This is a genomic window from Geomonas sp. Red276, from assembly GCF_054784495.1.
Map to the genome: position 1 here is coordinate 134,578 of NZ_BLXW01000008.1, position 23,427 is coordinate 158,004.

The 23,427-nt window shown below is 63.4% G+C and carries 15 protein-coding genes; all 15 read left to right on the plus strand.

Going from position 1 to position 23,427, the window contains the following annotated elements; genetic code table 11:
* Positions 1-80: 80 nt before the first annotated feature.
* Positions 81-3,218: an efflux RND transporter permease subunit gene (locus ACYVL5_RS08020; RefSeq protein ID WP_460595039.1), complete on the plus strand. Its 3,138-nt coding sequence runs from the start codon at positions 81-83 to the stop codon at positions 3,216-3,218.
* Between the two features lie 44 nt (positions 3,219-3,262).
* Positions 3,263-3,721 carry a hypothetical protein gene (locus ACYVL5_RS08025; protein ID WP_460595040.1) on the plus strand — a complete coding sequence of 153 codons (459 nt, stop codon included), beginning with the start codon at positions 3,263-3,265 and terminating at the stop codon, positions 3,719-3,721.
* 245 nt (positions 3,722-3,966) lie between these two features.
* The gene (locus ACYVL5_RS08030) at positions 3,967-4,371 is read left to right on the plus strand and encodes a heavy-metal-associated domain-containing protein (RefSeq protein WP_460595041.1); all 405 of its coding nucleotides are present in this window, start codon (positions 3,967-3,969) and stop codon (positions 4,369-4,371) included.
* Between the two features lie 51 nt (positions 4,372-4,422).
* The gene (locus tag ACYVL5_RS08035; RefSeq protein WP_460595042.1) at positions 4,423-4,899 is read left to right on the plus strand and encodes a Fe-S-containing protein; all 477 of its coding nucleotides are present in this window, start codon (positions 4,423-4,425) and stop codon (positions 4,897-4,899) included.
* Between the two features lie 90 nt (positions 4,900-4,989).
* Positions 4,990-6,150 (plus strand): ABC transporter permease, encoded by a 1,161-nt coding sequence (locus tag ACYVL5_RS08040; RefSeq protein ID WP_460595043.1) that lies wholly within the window; start codon positions 4,990-4,992, stop codon positions 6,148-6,150.
* Between the two features lie 132 nt (positions 6,151-6,282).
* Positions 6,283-6,978 (plus strand): ABC transporter ATP-binding protein, encoded by a 696-nt coding sequence (locus tag ACYVL5_RS08045; RefSeq protein ID WP_460595044.1) that lies wholly within the window; start codon positions 6,283-6,285, stop codon positions 6,976-6,978.
* A 57-nt stretch (positions 6,979-7,035) separates the two neighbouring features.
* Positions 7,036-7,665, plus strand: coding sequence for a hypothetical protein (locus tag ACYVL5_RS08050; RefSeq protein WP_460595045.1), 630 nt, complete (start codon positions 7,036-7,038; stop codon positions 7,663-7,665).
* Between the two features lie 596 nt (positions 7,666-8,261).
* Entirely contained in the window at positions 8,262-9,587 is a 1,326-nt protein-coding gene (locus ACYVL5_RS08055) for a cytochrome c3 family protein (RefSeq protein WP_460595046.1), read from the plus strand.
* Between the two features lie 78 nt (positions 9,588-9,665).
* Positions 9,666-10,895 carry an NHL repeat-containing protein gene (locus tag ACYVL5_RS08060; RefSeq protein WP_460595047.1) on the plus strand — a complete coding sequence of 410 codons (1,230 nt, stop codon included), beginning with the start codon at positions 9,666-9,668 and terminating at the stop codon, positions 10,893-10,895.
* 85 nt (positions 10,896-10,980) lie between these two features.
* On the plus strand, positions 10,981-11,559 hold the full coding sequence (locus ACYVL5_RS08065; protein WP_460595048.1) for a cytochrome c3 family protein: 579 nt from the start codon (positions 10,981-10,983) through the stop codon (positions 11,557-11,559).
* A gap of 61 nt (positions 11,560-11,620) precedes the next feature.
* Complete coding sequence (locus ACYVL5_RS08070) at positions 11,621-13,516, plus strand: hypothetical protein (RefSeq protein WP_460595049.1); 1,896 nt, start codon at positions 11,621-11,623, stop codon at positions 13,514-13,516.
* Positions 13,516-14,625, plus strand: a complete 1,110-nt coding sequence (locus tag ACYVL5_RS08075) for an NHL repeat-containing protein (RefSeq protein ID WP_460595050.1) — start codon at positions 13,516-13,518, stop codon at positions 14,623-14,625. Before ACYVL5_RS08070 ends, ACYVL5_RS08075 begins: the two co-directional genes overlap by 1 nt.
* A 5-nt stretch (positions 14,626-14,630) precedes the next feature.
* The gene (locus tag ACYVL5_RS08080; protein WP_460595051.1) at positions 14,631-16,556 is read left to right on the plus strand and encodes a cytochrome C; all 1,926 of its coding nucleotides are present in this window, start codon (positions 14,631-14,633) and stop codon (positions 16,554-16,556) included.
* 645 nt (positions 16,557-17,201) lie between these two features.
* Positions 17,202-18,074, plus strand: coding sequence for a cytochrome C (locus ACYVL5_RS08085; RefSeq protein WP_460595052.1), 873 nt, complete (start codon positions 17,202-17,204; stop codon positions 18,072-18,074).
* A 109-nt stretch (positions 18,075-18,183) separates the two neighbouring features.
* Positions 18,184-23,028 (plus strand): hypothetical protein, encoded by a 4,845-nt coding sequence (locus ACYVL5_RS08090; RefSeq protein WP_460595053.1) that lies wholly within the window; start codon positions 18,184-18,186, stop codon positions 23,026-23,028.
* Positions 23,029-23,427: the final 399 nt, after the last annotated feature.

The following is a 23,427-nucleotide window of genomic DNA, read 5'->3' on the forward strand; positions in this document are numbered from 1 at the left end:
TTACCAGGCTTTGCGTTTAAAGGTTTATCCGCGTAAATCCGCTCAATCCGCGTCATCCGCGTTCAAAAGGTTCGGCTTTTATGATCGAGAAAATCATCGAATATTCCGCCCGCAACCGGGTCGTCGTCCTGATGGTCTTTGCGCTGATCATCGCCGCCGGGATCTGGGCGGTCTACCACACCCCGGTCGACGCCATCCCGGACCTCTCGGATAACCAGGTCATCGTCTTCACCGACTACCCCGGCCGCTCTCCCCAGGTGGTCGAGGACCAGGTCACCTATCCGCTCGCCGTCAACCTCCAGGGGCTCCCGATGGTCAAGGCGGTCCGCGCCTCCTCGGCCTTCGGCTATTCGATGATCTACGTGATCTTCGACGACAAGGCGGACATCTACTGGGCCAGGACCCGCGTGCTGGAGCGCCTCAACTACGCAGCCTCGCTCCTTCCCCCCGGCGTCACCCCGACGCTTGGCCCGGACGGCACCGGTGTCGGCCACGTCTTCTGGTACACCATCGAGGGGAAAGGCTACGATCTCGAACAGCTCCGCACGCTGCAGGACTGGTTCGTCCGCTACCAGCTGAACACGGTCCCCGGCGTGGCGGAGGTGGCCTCCATCGGCGGCTTCGTCCGCGAATACCAGATCGACCTCGACCCCAACCGCCTCTTCTCCTACAAGGTCTCGGCCGACGACGTCATGAACGCCATCAAGCGCTCCAACAACGACGTCGGCGGCGGCCTCATGGAACACGCGGACGCCGAGTACCTGATCCGCGGCACCGGCTACGTCAAGTCGGTATCCGACCTGGAGAACATCGTGGTCGGCTCCGGCGTCTTCGGCACCCCCATCTACGTCAAGAACCTCGGCACCGTCCAGCTGGGGGGCGCGGTCCGGCGCGGACTCCTCGACTTGAACGGCGACGGGGAGGCGGTGGGCGGCATCGTCGTCATGCGCTACGGCGAGAACGCCAACGACGTCATAGAACGGGTCAAGGAGAAGATCGCCGCGCTCTCCAAGGGGCTTCCCCCCGGCGTCACCATCACCGCCCGCTACGACCGCTCCGACCTCATCGAGCGGGCCATCCATACCTTGAAGCACGCGCTCACCGAGGAATCCGTCGTCGTGTCGCTGGTGGTGCTGGTCTTCCTGCTGCACTTCCAGAGCGCGCTGGTCATCGTGCTGACCCTTCCCGTCGCGGTCCTCATCTCCTTCATCACCATGAAGCTCATGGGGGTCACCTCCAACATCATGAGTCTCGGCGGCATCGCCATCGCCATCGGGGTGCTCGTCGACGCCGGGGTCATCATGGTGGAGAACTGCTACCGCCACCTCTCGGAGATGCCGCCTGAGGAGCGCAAGGAGAAGCGGCTCGAGGTGATCATCGCGAGCGCCAAGCAGGTCGGCCGCGCCATCTTCTTCTCGCTCGCCATCATCGTGCTCTCCTTCGTGCCGGTCTTCCTCCTCGAAGGGCAGGAGGGGAAACTCTTCCACCCGCTCGCCTTCACCAAGACCTTCTCCATGGTCGGCTCGGCGCTCATCGCCATCACCCTGGTGCCGGTCCTCATGTACTACTTCATGCGGGGAAAGATGCCGCCGGAGAGCTCCAACCCGGTCTCGCTCTTCTTCATCAAGCTCTACTCGCCGGTCATCCGCTGGGTCTTGAAGTACAAGAAGACCACCATCCTGCTGAACGTGCTGGCGCTCGCCATCGCCATCCCGATGTTCCTGTCCATCGGCTCCGAGTTCATGCCCCCTCTGGACGAGGGAAGCCTCCTCTACATGCCGGTGACGCTCCCCAACATCTCCATCACCGAGGCGAAAAGGATCATCCAGGTGCAGGACAAGATCATCAAGGAGCAGCCGGAGGTGGCCTACGTCCTCGGCAAGGTGGGGCGCGCGGAGACCTCCACCGACCCGGCGCCGGTCTCCATGTTCGAGTCGATCATCATCCTGAAGCCCAAGGATAAGTGGCGCCCCGGCGTCACCAAGGCGGACATCGTCTCGGAGCTCGACTCCAAGCTCCAGATCCCCGGCGTCAGAAACGGCTGGACCCAGCCGATCATCAACCGGATCAACATGCTCTCCACCGGGGTCCGGACCGATCTCGGGGTGAAGATCTTCGGCAAGGACCTGGAGGTGCTGAAGGATCTCGCCGTGCAGGCGGAGGGAATCCTGAAGACCGTGCCGGGGGCGGCGGACGTGGTGGCCGAGCGGGTGACCGGCGGCAACTACCTGGACATCGACGTCGACCGCGAGGCGGCCGCCCGCTACGGGATCGACGTGGGGACCGTGCAGGGGGTGATCGAGACGGCGCTCGGAGGGATGCAGCTTACCACCGCGGTGGAGGGGCGCGACCGCTTCCCGATCAGGCTCCGCTACCTGCGCGACCTCCGGGGGGACATCCCCTCCATCCAGCGGATGCTGGTGATGACCAAGGACGGCTCCCAGATCCCGCTCTCGCTGGTGACCAAGGTGAAGCTCTCCACCGGCGCGCCCGAGATCGCCAGCGAAGGGGGGCTCCTCAGGTCGCTCGTCTACCTGAACGTCCGCGGGCGCGACATGGGGGGCTTCGTGACCGAGGCCCAGAAGGTGCTGGAGAAGAACCTGAAGCTTCCGCCGGGATACTACGTCGCCTGGTCGGGGCAGTGGGAGAACCAGGTGCGCGCCAAAGCGAGGCTCCAGGTCCTGGTCCCGGCGGGGATGGTGATCATCTTCGTGCTCCTGTACTTCACCTTCCACTCCGCCCTGGAGGCGAGCATGGTCATGCTCTCGGTCCCCTTCGCCCTGGTGGGGGGGGTCTACCTGGTGAAGGCTTTGGGGTATAACATGTCGGTAGCGGTCTGGGTCGGCTTCATCGCCCTCTACGGCATCGCGGTGGAGACCGGGGTGGTCATGGTCATCTACCTGCACGAGGCGCTGGACCGTAAGCTCATCCATGGAACCTGCACCGAACAGGACATCTACGACGCCACCTACGAGGGGGCGGTCCTGAGGCTTAGGCCGAAGCTGATGACGGTGGCGGTGGCGCTCATCGGCCTCATTCCCATCATGTGGTCCACCGGTACCGGCGCCGACATCATGAAGCCGATTGCGGCCCCCATGATCGGGGGGATGATCTCCTCGGCGGTACACGTGCTGATCATGACGCCGGTGATCTTCGTGCTGATGAAGAAGCGGGATCTGAAGAAGGGGAAACTGAAGTACTCCGGGATGAAGCACTGACCGGAGACGATAATACAAACCAAGGACACGAAAAGGAGCAGCAGATGAGAAAAATGGCAATGGTACTGGCAGCAGCGTTGGCCCTTTCCGCACCGGCCTGGGCAATGGACCATTCGGGCATGAACATGGAGCATGGCGCCATGAAGGGGCACGCCGCCCACGAAGAGGTCGTCGACGGTGTCAAGGCGACCTTCAAGGTGACCACCATGAAAGAGGCCATGAAGGAAATGGGGATGGAGATGCCGGAAGGGGTCAAGGAGACCCACCACATCTCGGTCTCTTTCGTCGACGCCAAAACCGGCAAGGCGATCACCGATGGTAAGGTGAAGGTCAAGGTGCTCGGGCCGGACAAAAGCGAGCAGACCAAGGACCTGATGGCGATGCACGGCCACTTCGGCGGGGACTTCGACATGGCCAAGAAAGGGAAGTACGGCGTGATGTCCAAGTTCCAGCTCAAAGACGGCAAGACCCGCTCGGCGAAGTTCTGGTACACCGTGAAGTAGCCGGCGGCAGTTCACCCCCCTCCCCGACTCCGGGGGAGGGGGGGATCCGCAGGCCCCCCACCGTTGTAGAAAATGCTACTTCCCCTTGAAGACTATTCCTCACCCGCCTTGCGCCGCTCTCCGCTTCCCCTCTCACCAACCCGCCATTCACGCCGTTTCGGCGTTCTAGAGACCATGGGCACGCTCCTTGAATCTATCCGGCTCGTTGGGTTCGGCCGGGGCTTCCCGCGAACAGGAGTTTCCCCATGCGTAACAAAGTCATCAATCTTTCCCTGGTTGGCCTGGTCCTCCTGGTGCTGGCCGTTTTCGGCCGCTACGTCCGGTTGGGAGCCTGCGCCGATGCGGTCGTGGTGCTGAAGACCAGCGGGATCACCTGCGACCGCTGCGTCCAGCGGGTGACCCGGGCGCTGCAGACCGAGGCCGGGGTGGCCGCCATCGAGGTCGATCTCGAAAAGGGGCGGGTGATGGCTGGCTACGACTCGAAGCAGGTCGCCCCCGGGGAACTGGCGAGGAAGGTCCGTGAAAGCGGGTTCTGCAGCCGGGTGGAGAGGGTCCTCTCTCCGCAGCAGTTCAAGGCGGTGGCCGGTCACGAGGTGGGCCGGCAGACCGGCGGCTGTTGCGGCCAAAGGATCTGCAGCGGCAAAGAATAGATGGTCGGGAAACGTAGAAGAGCATTCTGCATCACATCAAGGAGTCAACACATGGAAAGGTTGTGCAAAAACGGAATCAAGCTGGGCGTGTTAGCGGTCGTCCTCGTGGTCGCGGTGGTGACGGCGGTCTGGGCCTTCGAGTTCCCGGGCCTGGGGGGGAAGTACCAGAAGGTGAAGGCGGCCAACGGCGTGGTGTCGGTCCCCTTGGCCAAGGTCAACGACGGGAACGCCCATTTCTTCAAGTACTCCGAAGGGGGGAAGGAGTTGAACTTCTTCATCGTGAAGGGGAGTGGCGGCCAGATCCACAGCGCCTTCGACGCCTGCGACGTCTGCTACCACGAAAAGAAGGGGTACGTCCAGCAGGGGGGGAACATGATCTGCAAGAACTGCAACAAGAAGTTCCCGATCACCCAGATCGGTGCCCAGGCTGACGGCGGGTGCAATCCCTCCTACCTTCCCGCCAGGGTGGACGCCTCGACGGTGCGCATCAAGGTGAGCGACCTCAAAGGCGGGGCGCGGCTTTTTTAAGGTAGAACCCCATCCTCACCCCGCCCCTCCCCTCGAAGGGGCCCAGGGGAGTGGAAGAGGATCGGATCCCAATCAGAGATAGGTGCTGCCGTGAAACTCCACAACATCTCCTTCAACAACCTCCGCCGCCGCAAGGCGAAGATGGCCTTTCTCACCGTCGGCCTCGTGGTCGGCGTGGCCACCATCGTGACCCTGCTCACCCTGACCCGCTCCATGTCGGCCGACATCGAGCGCAAGATGGACGAGTTCGGGGCCAACATCCTGATCACCCCGCAGCAAAACGGGCTCTCCCTCACCTACGGCGGGATCAGCCTGGGAGGGGTCAGCTTCGACCAGACCGAGATCAAGGAATCCGACCTGGCCGTCATCAAGACCATCGCCAACCACAAGAACATCTCCGCCATCGCTCCCAAGGTTCTCGGTGGGGTGCAGGCCGGGGGGCACCAGGTGCTGCTCGTCGGGGTGCAGTTCCCGCAGGAGCTGAAGATGAAGCAGTGGTGGAAGGTTTTCGGGGAACCCCCCAAGGGGCCGGACGAACTGCTGGTCGGGAGCGAGGCCGCCAAGGTGCTCAACCTGATGACCGGGGATACCCTCGAGATCAAGGGGAAGAGCTTCAGGGTGACCGGGATCCTGGACCAGACCGGCTCCCAGGACGACTCGCTGGTCTTCGTCGATCTGCCGGTGGCCCAGCGGATCCTCGGCAAGGAGGGGAGGGTGAGCCTTATCGAGGTGGCCGCCCTTTGCTCCGGCTGCCCGATCGCCGACATGGTGCAGCAGTTGGCCGAGAAGCTCCCGGGGACCAGGGTGAGCGCGATCCAGCAGGTGGTGGAGGGGCGGCTCAAGGCCATCGACCAGTTCAAGCGCTTCTCCTACGCCATGGCGGCGGTGGTGGTCTTCATCGGCTCGCTGATGGTCTTCGTGACCATGATGGGGAGCGTCAACGAGCGGACCACCGAGATCGGGGTCTTCCGGGCCATCGGCTTCCGGAAGAGCCACATCATGCGGATCATCCTGGTGGAGGCCGCCGCGGTGGGAATCCTGGCCGGTGTCATCGGCTACGCCGCGGGGATCGGCGGGGCAAGGCTCGCGCTTCCCTTCATGTCCGACGGCAAGGCGCTCCACCTCGTGGTGGACGGCACCCTGGCCGGAGCCGCGCTCGCCCTGTCGGTCGTTTTGTCCCTGCTGGGGAGCCTCTACCCGGCCCTCCACGCGAGCAAGCTCGATCCCACCGAGGCGCTCAGGGCGCTCTGACGGATGGTCCCTGCCCCCTTGAGCAAGGGGGGAGGGATGGGAAGGTCCACGGGGGAACCTCTCCCAAAGAAGGAGCCTTTGCCAAAGGGAGGAGCCTTTGGCCGACGGGAAAGTCCAATAAGGAAGTGAGATATGTCGCTTATCGAGGTAATCGGAGTCAGCAAGAGCTACACGACGGGGGAGGAGACGGTCTCCGCCCTGCGGGGGATCGATTTCTCCATCGCGGAGGGGGAATTCGTCACCATCATGGGGAGATCCGGCTCGGGAAAGAGCACCCTCCTCTCCGTGCTGGGGGGGCTCAACCGTCCCACCGACGGCACGGTCAAAATCGCCGGGGTCGACCTCTACGCGCTCTCCGGGGAAAGGCTGGCCGACTTCCGGAGCCAGCGGATGGGGTTCGTCTTCCAGTCCTTCAACCTGATCCCCTACCTGACCGCCCTGGAGAACGTCATGCTCCCCCTCGCCATCTCTCCCTGGAAGCCGGCACAGAAGCAGGCGGCAGCCCGCGAGGCGCTCGACCGGGTGGGCCTTGCCGGCAAGGGTGACCGCCTCCCCAGCCAGATCTCGGGGGGCGAACAGGAACGGGTCGCCATCGCGCGCGCCATCGTCAACCGGCCGGACATCCTCTTCGCCGACGAGCCGACCGGCAACCTCGACACCGGGACCTCGAACCGGATGATGGAGCTGTTCCGCTCCCTCAACGAGGGGGGGCAGACGGTGGTCATGGTTACCCATAACCCGGAGAACTGCAGCTACGCCGAGCGTACCATCCACATCCGCGACGGGGTGGTCGAGGCCATCGACCAGGGGGGAGGAGGGATTGCTTGACACCCGTCTCTCCCGCGGTGTATTACAAAGGCATATGTCACGGGAGACCCACCACTCATGAGTAAAGACAAGGACGAGCGGAAGAGAACGCACCTGAAACTGGTAGTTAACAACGCCGAGATCAGGAGCGCGAGACCGGCAGGTGGGGAGCAGGAGTTCATCCCCCTGGAGGATCTGATCGCCAACCGCGACACCTTCCGCCCCGCATTCTACCGCGGCATGGGTAGGATGCAGAGCAAGGGGTACCGCCTCCTCGAGCGGTTCCTCGAGCTCCGCAGCGCCCCCTACGGGATCGACCCGGTGCACGGCAAGGTGCTGGTGATCCCCGCAGGCTCCATCTCCCCCGAATCCCAGGAGTTCGGCTCCCCCCAGGACGAGGTTCTCCTGAGCATCACCGAGGACGCCGGCGGCTCCGGGCTCTGCTTCTCCCTCGAAATGATCCTCCCTTACTTCAGCGAGGACGACGCCGTCATGGAAGAGGCGCTCCTCTTCGCCCCGGTCCTGCAGTACGGCGCCCTCTTCCTGGAGGAGAACCCCCACGACGGGCTGCTCGACCTCATCTACCGCCTGTCGGTGCCGCTCTACCCGCCGGTTCCCACCGGCCGCCTGGTGGAACGGATGTTCGCCATCTTCTCGTTCGAGCTCAAGGAGACGTTCCTGGCGCTCTCCGACTATCCCGAAGGATGACCCCGCGGCAGCACCGTCTTCCTCCCCATCGCGCCGGCCATTAATCCTACTAAAATAACGACTTCTGTCTCTTCCGCGGGGGCGTTAGCTCATAGCCGCCCGAAGGCCGCGGTATCCGCTGGCCTTTTCACCGCCGCTTCTGACACGGCGAGCCCGTCCACAGAATTTTCCCTTTTCAAATGTCCTGTAAAGGTGTTAATGGTAGACGACTTAATAAATAATGGATAATAAACCCTTTCCTGGTTTCCCGATCTTTGTCAGGATTTCAGGCAGCTAGCCGGGCCTGGCAAGCATTTCGTGTTGAAAAAAAATGGCGAATCTGATAAATAGCCTGAGGATTTTGCTGGCTTTCCAACGTTGAGTTGGCATATGCTCTGGCGAAACTTTTTCGGTGACAGGCACACGAGCAGGTGTCCGGCGCTACTCACTCTGCCGGAGGGGCAAAGGCACGGGGGCATGACTATTCAGGCCCTTTTTTTACGCGTCGAGCCAGTAGGGGCTCCTGAGCAACTTGCGCATCGCTTTGTGGCAGTATCCTCCGCAGGAAACTTCCAGCGGGCGGGCCACTATCACAACTTCGGGCGGGATGACATTCAATGAAAAGTCATGTTGCAATTTCTATCGTGCTGACCCTCCTCGTCCTGTGCCTCGCCGGTCCGGCCCACGCCGGCTCCTGCCTCACTGCCGGCTGCCACGTCGACATCACCGCCTTGAAGAAGCCGCACGCCCCGGTGAAGGAGGAGGACTGCACCAGCTGCCACAAGCAACTGGTGAAGGAGCACCCGGTCAAGGGGGCCAAGAGCTTCAGCCTCTCCTCCAAGCAACCGTCCCTTTGCTTCGGCTGTCACGACGCTTTCGGGAAGAAGAAGTTCCAGCACTCCCCGGTCAAGGACGGCGAGTGCACCGCCTGCCACCGTCCCCACGGCTCCAACCAGCCCTTCCTGCTGGAGGCCGGCGAGGACCGCGCTCCCCTTTGCCTCAACTGCCACGAGTCGGACCCGTTCAAGCAGAAGTACATGCACGGCCCGGCCGCGGTCGGCTCCTGCAACACCTGCCACGAGCCGCACGAAGCGAACGAGAAGGCGCTCATGAAGGGGCCGGTGCGCGATGTCTGCCTGAAGTGCCATGCCGACTTCGCGGCGGCCTTCAATGCGGCCCCGGTGGTCCATCCGCCGGTCCGTGACGACGCCTGCACCGCCTGCCACAACCCCCACGGCTCCCCCGTGAAGATGTTCCTCAAGAACAAGATGCCCGAGCTCTGCCTCGGCTGCCACAAGAGCATGGCGGCCTCGCTGGCCGCCGTCAAGGTCCCCCACAAGCCGGTCATCTCCGAGGGGGCCTGCGCCAACTGCCATTCCGCCCACTACGGCAAGGCCAAGGGGCTTTTGGCCGCCGACCAGATGACCGTCTGCCTCGGCTGCCACGGCGTCGACAACCTCGGCACGCCGCCGCTCAAGAACATCAAGAAGCAGATCGAAGGGAAGCCCTACCTGCACGGGCCGATCAAGAAGGGGAGCTGCAAGGCCTGCCACAACCCGCACGGCTCGGCCTACTTCCGCCTGCTCCCCGGCAACTACCCGAGCGAGCTCTACTACCCGTACCAGGACGGCGCCTACGACGCCTGCCTCAAGTGCCACGAGAAAAACCTCCTCCGCTTCCCGGAGACCACCATCTACACCAACTTCCGCAACGGGAACCGCAACCTCCATTACGTGCACGTGGTCAGCCGCAAAGGGCGCACCTGCCGGATCTGTCATCAGCCGCACGCCTCCGACGGGCCGAAGCTGATCAACAAGAATGGGGCGGAGTTCGGCGAGTGGAAGATCCCTATTAACTTCGTCATCACTCCCACCGGAGGAAGTTGTGCCCCCGGCTGCCACCGCAAACTGAAGTATGACCGGTTCAAGCCCGAGTCCTACTAGTAACATCGGCGCTGGATGGCGGCCGACTTTCTGCCGACCGCCCCAGCAGTAAGCATGTGTTGCAAAGGAGCAAGAAACATGGTGAAGGGGATTAGTGGCATTGTGAAGTCGTGGAAGTCGATGGACCTGAGACTGCCGGTCCTGCTGCTGCTCGTGGCGCTTTTGGCGGGGTGCGCCGAGACCAAGAACGCCCAGACCGGACCGGTGTTTTTCCCGCCCCCGCCTGACGACCCGCACATCCAGTACCTGACCGGCATCTCCAACTCGGCGGACCTGACCGGCAAGCAGAGCATCTTCTCCCGGCTCTTGACCGGGGGGACCCAGACCGTGGTCCGGCTCTCCAAGCCGTACGGGGTGGCGGTGCATGGCGGCAAGATCTACGTCTGCGACATCGGGGCCTCCCAGATCGTGGTGATCGACATGGTCAACAAGACCATGAAGAACCTCAACGAGGAGATCGGGGCCGCCGAGCTCAAGAAGCCGATCAGCGTGACGGTGGACGACGACGGCTACGTCTACGTGGCCGACAACGGCAGAAAGGACATCGCCGTCTACGACGCGGAAGGCAAGTACGTGAAGGCGATGGGGAAAAACCTCAACGCCCACAGCATCATCGCCGTCTACGCCTACAAGGATTACCTCTTGGCCCTGGACAACCGCCTGGGAGAGATCTTCGTGATGGAGAGAAAGAGCGGTGACCTGATCTCCACCCTGGGCAGGGACCCGGACAAGAGCAAGAACATGGCGCTCCCCAACGGCATGACCGTCGACAGCAAGGGGAACATCCACGTCGTCAATATCGGTAACGGCAAGGTCAAGGAGTACGACCTCGACGGCCACCTCCTCTCCGAGTTCGGCAAAATGGGAGACGGCTTCGGCGAGTTCACCCGCCCCCGCGGGATCACGGTGGACGACGACGGCAACATCTTCATCGTCGACGCCGGGCACCAGGTGGTGCAGGTCTTCAACTCGCAGCGCCGGCTGCTCGGCTTCTTCGGCCGCCCGGGGCTTCCCGCCGGCTCCCTCAACCTCCCGGCCGGCATCGTGGTCACCAAGGAGAACCTCCCGCTGTTCCAGAAGTACGCGGCGCCGGGATTCAAGCTCCAGCAGGTGCTGATCGTCGCCAACCAGTATGCGAGCCCCATCAACTACTCGCTCGCCTTCTACGGGATGGGGGAGATGGAGAAGAAGCCGGAAGACAAGGCCAAGAAAGGGAAGGTGGAGGAGAAGAAGGGGGAGGAGAAGGCCAAGAAGCCTGAGGAGAAGGGACCGGCTACCCCGCCGGCCGCCGCCCCGGCCGCCAAGTAACGATAGGCTAGAGTGAACACCCGCGCGGGGGGCGAGATGGTCCCCCGCGGCGGGTGCTGTGATGGATTCGGGAATCGGAGTGCTGATGCGGAAGACGCTGGTAGCTATGTTCGGAATGTTGGTCGCCTCGGCGGCCCTGTGGGGGTGTGACCCGGTCACCGTCCACAAGGTCACCTCGACCATTTTCGACGGGGTGCCCGCCATGCCGCCCGCTGAGCAGTACTGCGAGGACTACCACCTGAGAAAGCTCCAGGAGGAGAAGGAGGCCGCCCTCAAGAAGAACTCCGCCTCGGCCGCGGGTGAAGGGGAGGGGTCCGCCCACCCCCCGTACAAGCAGAAGAAGTGCGACAACTGCCACGACAAGTCCAAGGACTCCGGGTTGAAAAGGCCCAAGGACCAGCTCTGCTTCATGTGTCACCCGAAGATCCTCAAGGGGCACTTCCTCCACGGTCCGGCGGCGGTCGGCGCCTGCCTCGAGTGCCACGACCCCCACTCCTCCCCCAACAAGTCGCTGATGAAGCTCGAGCGCGCGAAGCTTTGCGTGCAGTGCCACCGTGAGCCGCGGCAGGCCAAGGCCATGCACGACAAGGTCACCGCCACCGGCCTCTTCTGCATGGACTGCCACGATCCGCACTCCGGCCAGGCGAAGTACTTCCTCAAATAGCGGCATGCGGCCCTGGATCCTTTATCTTTGTCTGGCACTGTGGCTCCTCGGGGAAGGCACAGTGCTCGCGGCCCGCAACGAGGAGGTCATCCAGTACCCGAGCCTCTTGATGCTCGGGGACATCAACCAGTCCCTCGGGGTCTCCTACAGCTACGCCGAGCACATAAGCCCGAGCAACTCGAGCTCGATCTCCAACTCGCTGATGGAGAAGTACACCATCAACGCCACCGGCGCCGTGCTCGACCCGCACCTCCTGAGTCTCCAGATGCTCGGCGGGCTCACCTACTCCCAGCAGTTCAGCCAGGAAAACCTGAAGCTGTTCGACGCCGAATACAGCATCGTGGGAAGCGGCCTCGACCTCACCTACCACCCGTTTTCGTTCGGCAGCTCGCACACCACCTCCTACATCAGTAACGGCTACCAGCCGACCTACGCGGTGACCAGCAACAACAACCAGGTCAGCGCCACCCTGATGAACTCCAAGGTTCCGCTTCAGCTCTTCTACCTCCACAGCACCTCCGATACCGAGGGGCGCGACGAGAACACCCACAGCGCGACCGACGCGGCCGGCATTCTCCTCCACCACGACTACCAGGACGTGAGCAACACCAACCTCTCGCTGACCACCACCAACACGGAGGCGGGGACCAGCACCTCCACCGGCTACTCGCTCGCCTTCGGCAACGACCTGGCCTTCGACAAGGCCCGCCAGTACCGGCTGTCCACCAACCTGAACATCAACGACAGCCGCGTGCAGGGGATCCCGCAGAGGAACATCTCGCTCACCAGCCAGCTCGGGACCGCCCTCGGCAAGGCGCTGCAGGGAACGTTCGGGGAGAGCTACACCTACAACTCGACGCTGAACTTCCAGAACGAGGACCAGACCGAGCGGAGCAACACCCTCTCCGGCTCCCTCTCCCACCGGCTCTACCAAAGCCTCCTCACCAGCGTCTCCGGGTCGATGACCAACGGGCGCTTCCTCGGGGGCTCGACCGAGTCGTACTCGGGGAGCGGGAAGGTCATCTACATGAAGCAGCTTCCCGCGCAGGCGAACCTCATGCTCACCTTCGACGGCGCACTCGCCTACTCCAGTCAGCAGTTCCCCCTCTCCCAGTTCGCGGTGAGGGACGAGGTGCATAGCAAGGTCAACTGGGGGGACAAGATCAAGCCCAACGTGGCCGGCCAGCTGACCGCGGTGATCACCGTCACCAGCGCGGACAAGCTGATCATCTACCAGGAGGGGGCGGACTACCGGGTGGACCTCGTGCTCGGCACCATCGAGATCCTGACGGCCGGGCAGATCCTCCCCGGCTCCGACATCGCCATCTCCTACACGGTGGCGGTCAACAACTCCATCCGCTACCGCACCGGCACCTACGGGACCTTCGCGAACCTGGCCCTGGCCGGTGGGCGCTACAACCTGTCGGCGAGCTATTCGACCCAGGAGCAGACCCTGCTGGCCGGGCAGGCGACCAGCCAGGGGCTCTCGCGTTCGACCGCCCTTTTGTTGCGCGCCGACGCCAACTGGCTGGATCTCCAGGCGGGGGCCGAGTACGGGGAGATCTCCTCCACCCAGGAGGATTCCTACCACGCCTCGGCCTACACCAACTACAACTGGCGTACCGACGACAACGCCCTGTTGGGGTTCTCCCTGCGGGACACCTACGCGGTCTTGAAGGGCTCCCACGGCACCAACAACTCGGGGCAGAACTCGGCGAGCCTGGCGGCCAACTACAGCCGCCGGATCTTCGGCTTCATCAGCGCCTACTCCGCCCTCACCATCAACGACACCCGCGGCTCGGGGAGCTACGCCGACTTCATGTCGCTGCGCTGCGCCCTGAACGGGATGTTCAACCAGCTGCAGTTCACCCTGAGCGGCCAGTACATCTACCGCCTGGCCGGCTCGACGAGCACCCAGGACAGGAATGTCACCTGCTCCGTGACGAGGTTTTTCTAGTGGAACCTGGTATCCGTGCCCCGAGAACCTTCCGGCAGTGGAGTCTTGTTTTTCGACTGGCTCTGGCCGGGCTTTTCCTTTTGACCGCCGCCTGCGCGACCAGCCAGACGACGCTGCTGCAGCGCTCCAAGCCGGGCCCCCAGTGGCCGGAAGCCCCCATGGCCCCCCAGATCGAATGGGTGAAGAGCATCTCCACGCCGGAAGACGCCGGGATCGGGGTCTCCTTCTGGAAGAGAATCGTCAAGTTGATCGCCGGCCCCGATCCTCACCAGTTCCTCAAGCCGTATGGCGTCCTCTACGACGCCGCCGACCGGCTCATCGTGGCCGACACCGGGGCGGGGGTGGTGCACCTGATGGATACCCGGCAGCGGCAGTACCGGCGGATCACCAAGGACCAGGGGCGCGCCTTCATCTCCCCCATCGGCCTTGCCGAGGACGCTTCCGGGCGGCTGTACATCACCGATTCCGAGGCGGGGGCGGTCTACCGTTACGACCTGGCCACCGGCCAGCTCTCCCTGTTCATGGGGAAGCTCGCGCGCCCGACCGGCATCGCCTACAACAGCATCAACCACCTGCTGTACATCTCGGAGACCACCGCCCACCGGGTGCTGGCCGTGGACGAGAACGCGAAGGTCCGCTGGAGCTTCGGCGACACCCCGGGGAGCGTGGGGATCCTCCCCTTCAACCTCCCGACCGACATCGCCGTCGACCGCAAGGGGCAGGTGTACGTCAACGACCCGCTCAACTACAAGATCAGGATCTTCACCCCCGAGGGGCTGCAGGTCGGGCAGTTCGGCGCCATGGGGGACTCAAGCGGAGAGATGAATAAGCCGAAAGGGATAGCGGTGGACCCGGAGGGGAACGTCTACGTGGCGGACGCCCTGCTGGACGCCGTGCAGATATTCGACGACACCGGCCAGTTCCTCTTCACCTTCGGCGGGGTCGGGACCGAGGACGGCGCCTTCTGGATGCCCTCCGGGATCTGCATCCGGGGGGAGTACATCTTCGTCACCGACACCTTTAACCAGAGGATCCAGATCTTCAGGCGCGTGGCGCCCGAGCGGGAATCGTCCGCGGTCTCCGGCGTAGCCGCGGCGCCCAAGAGGTAACAACCATGGATTCAAAGCGTAGCTTCACGACCTTGGCCCGGCGGCTTTGTCTCCCCGCGCTGGCTCTCGTTGCCGTCCTTGGTGCCGCCGGGGCGGCCCACGGCAAGATGAGCGTGCTCGACTCCCCCCACAACCTCTCCGCCTCCGGCGGCCGGGGCCGGGCCTCGGGGCGCCCGGGGGTAACCTTCGCCGGCGAGACCCAGGTCTGCGTCTTTTGCCATGTCCCCCACAACGCGATCAGCGGCACGCCGCTTTGGAGCCGTTCGCTGTCGCCGGACTCCACCCCCTACCAGCCGTACAACCAGTCCTCGACGCTGAACGCGAGCCCGAAGCCGGACAAGCCGACCGGCGCCTCCAGGCTCTGCCTGAGCTGCCACGACGGCACGCTCGCGCTGTCGAAGTACGTCGGAAGCCACCTCTCCGACCAGACCTACATGCCCTACGACCAGATCGCGGGGGCCTCCGGGGCGCTGAACGCCACCGTCAACGCGAACCTCGGCACCGACCTGAGGGATGACCACCCGATCTCCTTCCAGTACACCGACACGCTTGCGCTGGCGAGCCACCTGGTCTCCCCGTCCAACCTCCCCCCCCAGATCCGGCTCGAGAAGGGGATCAACCTGGAATGCACCGCCTGCCACGATCCGCATGACAACGAGTACGGCAACTTCCTGGTCATGAACAACGGCTCCGACAACCCGGCCAGCCCCAACTACATGACCGGCTCGCCGCTCTGCGTGGCCTGCCACCAGCCGGCCGGGTGGGCGGCCACCACCCACAACAACACCAAGGACCCCACCCTCGGCCACCAGTGCCTGAGCTGCCACAGCGTGCACAGCGCACCCGGTCCGGTACGCCTTTTGAGCTGGGCCAACATGGAGGACAACTGCCTCGCCTCCTGCCACAACGGGAGCGCCACCGCCACCACCTCGGTGAACGTGAAGCCGCTCTTCGACCCGACCACCCTCTACCGTCACCCGGTCAACGTCCACAACCCGAACCCGCTCCTTGATCACGACGAGAAGGAGTCCCTGCCGGTGGCGGCCTCCCACTACCACGTGCAGTGCGTGGACTGCCACAACCCGCACCAGGTGAACGGCTCCAATGCGCCCCTTTCCAACCCTCCCAACATCGACGGGCGGCTGGCCGGGGTGAGGGTGGACGCGGCGGGGAACTACGCGCAGACCGAGTTCGACGTCTGCTTCAAGTGCCATTCCGGCCCTTCCGCCGCCCAGTTCTCGGGGCAGACCGAGCCGATGCCCAACCGGATGGTGCCCGAGCCCGACCAGCAGCAGCGCTTCAACACGGCCAACCCCTCCTACCACCCGGTGACCGGGGTGAGCAAGATCGGCTCGGCGAGCCTCCTGAGCAACCTGCAGCCGATGCCGAGGATCTACTGCTCCGACTGCCACAACAGCGACCAGGGAACCAAGGCGGGGGGGACCGGCCCCAACGGCCCGCACGGCTCCAACTTCGTCCACATCCTGATGGCCCGCTACTACATGCCGCTGGGGTCGACCGATCCCTCCACCCGCGAGCCCTACAGCAGCGCCCTCTATGCCGTCTGCTTCCGCTGCCATTCGGAGAATTACGTCATCAGCAACGGGTCGGCCTTCAGCACCGGGGTGACCAACCACCACTTCAGCCACGTGGTGACCCGGCGGATACCCTGCTTTGCCTGCCATGACCCGCACGGCGTCCCGATCAGCAACCCGAAGGTAAACGCCGTCAACAACGCGCACCTTATCAACTTCGACCGGGACTACGCCGCCTCCGACACCTTCACCAACCCCTATTACGAGACCACCACCCCCGGCAACGGGACCTGCGTGGTAGTCTGCCACCAGGCTCCCGGCAACTCCGAGTCCTACGGCCCGATATCGGGGGTGCTCAAGATGAGGCGCGGATTGGTGTTCCCCCGCCTGCGCTGACCCCTAGCCCTACCCCTGCCCGAAACCAGGGCCTTCCCGCCAGCCGGGAAGGCCCTTTTTCGTGTGCGCGATTTCACCGGTCCACCCCGGTCCACCCCGTCGGACCGATGAGCCCCGAGCCCCCACCGGCGGGCTCCGGCTCCCCACCGTTATTCCCCGGATGCCCATCTCGTGAAAACACCAAGCTTCCCATCGCTATATCGCCGAATCACCCCCGTCATGGGCAGTTCCGGGTGCTCCGCGGGCCGTCCTCTCCCGGCCGGAACGGGGCCGAAATGGTCGAAAATGACCGGTAAATGACAATGCCAGGCCACTTAAATGAACCACAGGGAAATAACCGGTGAACCCATCATTATAATGCCCCTCATACTCCTTTCCGTTACAACGTTTCGACTTCGTAACGTCGAATGTGGTGCGCAAGTTGCTGTTACGAAAACGTGACGGGTGGCGCATTGCGTAACCCCGCACCAGGCACAGCCAGACGGACCACTAGCAATAGCGTTGAAATGATCGCAGTTAAATTTAGGAAAGGGGGAGCAACGGAAGAGTCAGGAGCAGGTCGGTAGTTCCGAATATTCATGAGGTTACGATTCCCGTGAGGGATGAATGCAATAGCATTCAATTCAATGCAAAGGAGAAGCACGAATGAAAAAGGTATTAGCAGTAGCAGCAGTGTTCGGGTCCTTCGCCGTGGCGGGTACCGCCATCGCCGGTCTCCCGGCCGGCACCGGGGTTAACGGCTCCCTGCACGACATGACTAAGGTGGTTGGTCCGACCGCCGACTCCATGGGTCGAGTCTGCGTGTTCTGCCACACCCCTCACCACGCTCAGTCCAATGACGGCGGCTTCAACCTTCCGCTCTGGAACCACACCATTCCGGACACCACCACCTACACCCCGTACGCCTGGGCCACCCCGCTCAACTCCAACAACGGCACCTTCACCATCACCGACCCGCTGGCCGGCCCGAGCCGTCTCTGCATGAGCTGCCATGACGGCGCCATCGCCATCGACGAGCACGGTTCCGCTCTGGGCAACACCACCGGCACCACCTCCATCGCCAACGTGGACACCGGCTTCGGCCAGGGCCGCGCTGCTCTCGGCAAAGACCTCACCGCTACCCACCCGATCGGGTTCGACTACAACGAGATCGCTGCATGGCGTAACGCCAACTCCACCAACGGCATCACCAATGCCGACGGCACCAAGTCCACCGAGATCGTGACCTCCGACCACACCTACGCTACCAGCGTCGACACCACCGGCACCACCCAGGGCGTGTACAACACCGTTACCCGCGCCACCGGCGGCAAGAAGATCGTCGACAACCTCTACGGCACCAACATCATGACCTGCGCCACCTGCCACGAGGTCCACAACAAAGAAAACGCCACCCAGGACCCGTTCACCGATGGCGTGAGCAGGACCCAGCTCGGCCAGACCGTTACCGCTCCGAACTACTTCCTGTACGCAAAAGAGAGCAACTCGCTCATCTGCCTCTCCTGCCACGTGAAGTAATGGTGCGCCGCCTAGGCGGCCCGCTCGCCTTTCCTTCGGACACCCGGAGGGAGGCCGGCAAGCAAAAAGAACCCGAGATCTTACTTATTATGAAAAGGGGATAGATAAAATGAGAAAAGGACTGGCAACATTGGTCTGTCTTACCCTGGTAGCGGTCGTATGGGCGTGGGCTGCCACCGCCTACTCGACCTACTGGGTAGAGACCAAGACTACCACCCTTGGTGGTAGCATCAAGGTGGCCAACAACACCGCACTTGCCGGTGTAGGCGCCATCCGTTTCACCAGCTTCACCACCGCCAACGCTGTTCCGGTCACCGTTACCCCGGATAGCGGCTACAAGATTTCCACCGTCACCGTCGACAACGTCGCTCAGACCGTGCCGGCCACTGGCGCATACACCTACAACAGCCTGCAGACTCCGGATCACACCGTGAAGATCGTCGCCGGCTTCGTGGGCGCCAACGCCACCACCTCCGCCGCCAAGACCTGGCAGCTGCAGATCCAGAACGGCAGCGCTGGCGGGACCATCTCTGCCGCTGGCCACTCCGTCGCCAGCTACGGCATGAAGATGTACAACTTCTCCGACACCACCGCGATCCCGGTCACCGTTGCTCCCTCCACCGGTTTCTACGTGTCGAGCCTGTACGTCAACGGCGTGCTGCAGTCCGGCTTCGCCACCACCGGCGGTACCTACACTGTTGACCCCTCCGTCACCGGCAAGGTGTTCAACGTGACCGCCAACTACAAGAAGCAGGTCAACGTGGTGACCACCAACACCGGCTCCACTGCCAACGGCATCCTCCCGGTCAACCCGAAAGTAGCCTACGGCAACGACGTCAAGCTGATCGTGGCCCCGATGGCTCCCTACAACACCGTCACCGGCATCACCGTGACCGGTTCCGCCTACAGCGCCATCTCCATGGTGGACAGCCAGGGCAACACCGCCGCTCCCTTCAAAGGTTCGGTCGTGGTGACCATCTCCAAAGTCACCGGCCCGCTGAACATCTCCTACGCGGCCGGCACCGACAACACCGGCCAGATGGGCGGCTGCACCAACACCTGCCACCTCTCCGCCTCCGCCGCTGTGCAGGCCGTTCCGGCTCAGTGGAACGCCTCCAACCACAAGCGTAACGCCGTTGACTGCGTGAGCTGCCACCAGACCATGCCCGGTCCCTGGACCAGCGACACCGTCAACAAAGCCACCATGACCATCGGCTCCACCGTGGTCTGCTCCAAGTGCCACGCTGACGCCAACGTGGAAGGCTTCCTGACCAGCCCGCACTGGACCAACCTCCGCAACAACGGCGACAGCGCCGTTGCCGGCGACCAGCTGGCCACCTGCGCCACCAACAAGTGCCACTTCAAGAGCGCCAACCAGACTGGCTGCGCCACCTGCCACCGCGGCAACGCTGCCGGCACCGACAACAACATCAACGCCGACGGCACCTTCGCCGGTTACTCCGCCAACAGCGTCGCCCATGATCCGTACACCCCGACCATGGAATCCACCTGCTGGCGCTGCCACCAGGGTTCGCACCACGGGACCCCGACCGCCGCTTACCAGAAGTCCGCTCACTACCTCAACCCGTACTACATGTACGGCGATAAGGAAGTCGCCTGCCAGGATTGCCACGATCCGCACAGCACCAAGGCCACCTTCCCGGGCTACGACGCCACCACCTACGCCAAGACCACTGCCGGCGCCTGCGACAGCTGCCACGCCCGCACCCCGGGCCGTCCGTACGGCATCTTCAGCTCCAACGGCCAGATGGTCGCTCCGCACGTCAACCAGAGCGGTTCCGCTGCCAGCTCCGCCGACAACAGCAACTACCTGCACGGCTTCAGCGCTAACGCCGGCTGGTACTCCGCTGCCCAACTGACCGGCGTCACCGTCAACGTCCAGTCCCAGTACGTGACCCCGAACAACAGCTGCACCGACTGCCACGGCCACAACAACTACATCAACGCCGAATACGCCACCACCATGCACGCCGATCCGAACGGCCGCTGGAAAGCCATCGACGGCTTCAAGTTCGCCGGCTACTCCGCTGCTACCGCCACCGTGTACACCCCGGCCAACGTCAAGCAGGACGGCTGCGTACGTTGCCACACCGCTACCGGCTTCGTGAACTTCGTTCAGTCCGGCTTCCAGGACCTCCGCGCCTGGGGCTTCGCTAACAAAGCCGACGCCACCGGCGAGGTCATCACCTGCCGCGCCTGCCACGTGACCGGCAAAGGCGCCATCAGCGGCGAGGCCGAGGTTGGTCTCCCCGAAGGTAACCCGAACAACTGGAACCCGAACTCCATCCGCGCCGCCAAGACCCCGTACACCATGTACTACAACTACTCGGTCTCCAAGGTTAAGAAGTTCGTGGGCCAGGCCAAGTTCAACAACTTCGGCTACTCCAACGTCTGCGTACCCTGCCACTCCGGCCGTACCGGCGCAACCGACGGTTCCGCCATCAAGGCCCTGGGCGCTTACGCCAACTACACCACCCTTACCTTCGCCGGGACCCCGAGCCTGCCGCACGGTGTGTACCAGGCCGCCATCCTCGACGCGAAGCTCGGCTACAAGTTCTCCGCTTACACCACCGCCGCCAACGGCCACGCCACCATCGGCGTGAACAGCGTGGTGACCGCTGTCAACGGCAACGCTTCCACCGATCCGACCCCGGGTCCGTGCGTCTCTTGCCACATGGACTTCAAAACCCAGACCGGTGAGGCCGGCAAAACCGCTACCTACCGCAAGCACGAGTTCTCCATCGTGAAGGCGGACGGCAGCCTGCCGACCCTCTGCGCTAACTGCCACAGCGCAAGCTTCAACGGCGCTTCCCTCGACGACGCCAAGGCTAACTTCCAGGCCGCCGTCGTGGCCCTGGCCGAAGTCATGAAGACCAGCAACAACGTCTACGGTACCCCGATCGTCACCGGCGCTACCGTGACCCAGTACGGCACCACCAGCTACAAGTGGAGCTGGGCTGACAACAAGCGCGGCATCTCCGGCGTTTCCTTCACCGGCAAATCCGCCAAGTTCGCCGACCTCGTCGGCGCCTACTACAACCTGCAGCTCCTGTGGGGCGTGGCCTTCTCCACCACCGACGAAGGTGCCTACGCTCACAACCCGCAGTACCTGAAGCAGCTCGTTAACGACACCATCAACGCCCTGCGCGCTCCGAGCACCGCTTCGGTCGCCGACGCCATCAGCCAGCTCGGTTACGACAACGCTTCGGCTGACGGTTACTTCCCCGGCTTCAGCGCCGCAACCCAGGATGCCGCCATCACCGCGCTGAACAACGCCAACAACCACTACGCCGCCGGTGCTACCAAGACCCAGTACATGATCAGCACTGCTTCTTGCACCGACTGCCACAACCCGAACGAAACCGCTCTCCAGGCTGCCGCTCGCGTCGCCTGGTCCGAGTCCGACCATGGCCTCACCTCGGAAGCCGGCTGGGGCGCAAGCCTCTCCTCCTCCACCCGCGGTAGCGCCACCCCCTACAACGGGACCGCAATCCCGAGCGCTGAGTGCGTCCGCTGCCACACCGTGGACGGCTTCCTCCAGTTCACCAACGGTGGCGCTTACGCCAGCGTTGCTCCGCTGACCAGGACCGACGCCGGCAAGGTTAACTCCCCGCTCAACTGCAACGCCTGCCACGTCAGCCCGCTTCCGACCGGCAACGACCGTCGCAGCATCGCTCAGACCGCTGGTACCGGCAACGGCACCTCCGGCGTTGGCGCAGTCATCTTCTACAACATCTCGGCTGTCGACAACGGCACCCACCTGACCTACCGCGCACGCACCCAGGCTAACTTCCCGGATGTCCAGGACTCCAACCTCTGCGTGACTTGCCACTCCGGCCGCGGCACCGGTCAGCACATCGCTACCATCGCTGCTAACCCGAACTTCACCATCTCCAACGTGAAGAGCCGTCCGACCCTGCACAACCTCCCGGTCGCCGGCGTGATGTACATGAAGGTCGCCTTCGCTTCCTTCACCTCGGCTAGCGCTTCCTACCCGACCCTCAAGAACTACACCTCGGTCGGTACCGCTACCACCTACGCCAAAACCGTCACCTCCAGCCTCGACCTGACCGGTGGCGTGACCAGCACCCACAGGCTGCTCGGTTCCACCGCTGTCGGCCACGGCCTCGCCGCTGGCGTCCTCTCCACCGGCGGTCCGTGCGTCACCTGCCACATGCAGGGTAACGGCACCTCCCTGGCTCACCGCGCAGACGGCGGTCACAGCCTCGACATCAACGCAGACGCCTTCAACCAGGTCTGCATCAACTGCCACACCAGCGAGAACGGTCACGCACTCAACACCTTCAGCGACTTCCAGACCTACTTCCTCGATGCTCAGGCAGAGGCTTACAACAGCGCCGTCACCCTGGCCAGCACCCTGCTCGCCCAGAACTACGGCATCACCACCGTCGATGACAACACCAAGGAAATGGACGGCATCACCACCGTCACCGACTACACCAGGAAGGCTTGGCTGACCGCCAACCCGACCATCGCCCAGTCCCTCGGTGCCGCAGTACAGACCGACGGCAACGGCAACTACTGGCTGACCAACGCCGCCGCCGCCAAGCTCATGGGTGCCGCTTACAACGTGGCCCTCTACAGCTACCAGGACAAGGCTGCCTTCGCCCACGCCCGTACCGCTACCCGTCGTTCGCTGTACGACACCATCGACTTCCTCGATGATGGCGCCATGAACTTCTCGGTCAGCGCTACCGCCACCACCATGATGCCCGCCGTGTACGGCATCGGCTCCGTTGCTTACACCCAGGACGGCTCCGCCAACGCCACCACCGGCATCATCCAGAGCAACCTGGACGTGATGGGCACCGGCACCACCGAAGCCTCGCTGTTCCTCTTCAACTGGAACCGCACCTACGGCAACTGGAACAACTACGACGCCGTCGCCAACTCTCCGCTTGAGCGTCCGTAGTAGCTCCTGAAGTCTTCTGCAATGCAGTACCTGCCCCGCCTCGCAAGAGGCGGGGCTTTTTTATAGCCGATCAGCGATGATCTTTCCGCTACGCGTCCCTTCCCCTTTACCCCATCCCCACCTCTCCTCTGCCTCTCTCTCCCGCCACCTCGCTTGCCGTCGATCCCTTAACCGGTGTTTCCGCGAAATGACCGCCGCCCCCTTCCGTGAAATAACCTTCATCCCGGTGAAATAGCCTGACCTAAGCCGTTGGTATGAGCCGGCGCCCTCTCCTGCCTCATGCCGATTACGTATCGCTGTACAAAAAATTACGTAAAAATGACGGAACGTTAAACAAAAAACGAACATGACTGTCGATAAAAATTACACAGAGATTACCCGGAGGGATCAATTTTTGCA

Coding starts and splice junctions, on each gene's coding strand:
- ACYVL5_RS08020 (WP_460595039.1), top strand. CDS start 81: ATGATCGAGAAAATCATCGAATATTCCGCCCGCAACCGGGTCGTCGTC.
- ACYVL5_RS08025 (WP_460595040.1), top strand. CDS start 3,263: ATGAGAAAAATGGCAATGGTACTGGCAGCAGCGTTGGCCCTTTCCGCA.
- ACYVL5_RS08030 (WP_460595041.1), top strand. CDS start 3,967: ATGCGTAACAAAGTCATCAATCTTTCCCTGGTTGGCCTGGTCCTCCTG.
- ACYVL5_RS08035 (WP_460595042.1), top strand. CDS start 4,423: ATGGAAAGGTTGTGCAAAAACGGAATCAAGCTGGGCGTGTTAGCGGTC.
- ACYVL5_RS08045 (WP_460595044.1), top strand. CDS start 6,283: ATGTCGCTTATCGAGGTAATCGGAGTCAGCAAGAGCTACACGACGGGG.
- ACYVL5_RS08050 (WP_460595045.1), top strand. CDS start 7,036: ATGAGTAAAGACAAGGACGAGCGGAAGAGAACGCACCTGAAACTGGTA.
- ACYVL5_RS08055 (WP_460595046.1), top strand. CDS start 8,262: ATGAAAAGTCATGTTGCAATTTCTATCGTGCTGACCCTCCTCGTCCTG.
- ACYVL5_RS08060 (WP_460595047.1), top strand. CDS start 9,666: ATGGTGAAGGGGATTAGTGGCATTGTGAAGTCGTGGAAGTCGATGGAC.
- ACYVL5_RS08065 (WP_460595048.1), top strand. CDS start 10,981: ATGCGGAAGACGCTGGTAGCTATGTTCGGAATGTTGGTCGCCTCGGCG.
- ACYVL5_RS08080 (WP_460595051.1), top strand. CDS start 14,631: ATGGATTCAAAGCGTAGCTTCACGACCTTGGCCCGGCGGCTTTGTCTC.
- ACYVL5_RS08085 (WP_460595052.1), top strand. CDS start 17,202: ATGAAAAAGGTATTAGCAGTAGCAGCAGTGTTCGGGTCCTTCGCCGTG.
- ACYVL5_RS08090 (WP_460595053.1), top strand. CDS start 18,184: ATGAGAAAAGGACTGGCAACATTGGTCTGTCTTACCCTGGTAGCGGTC.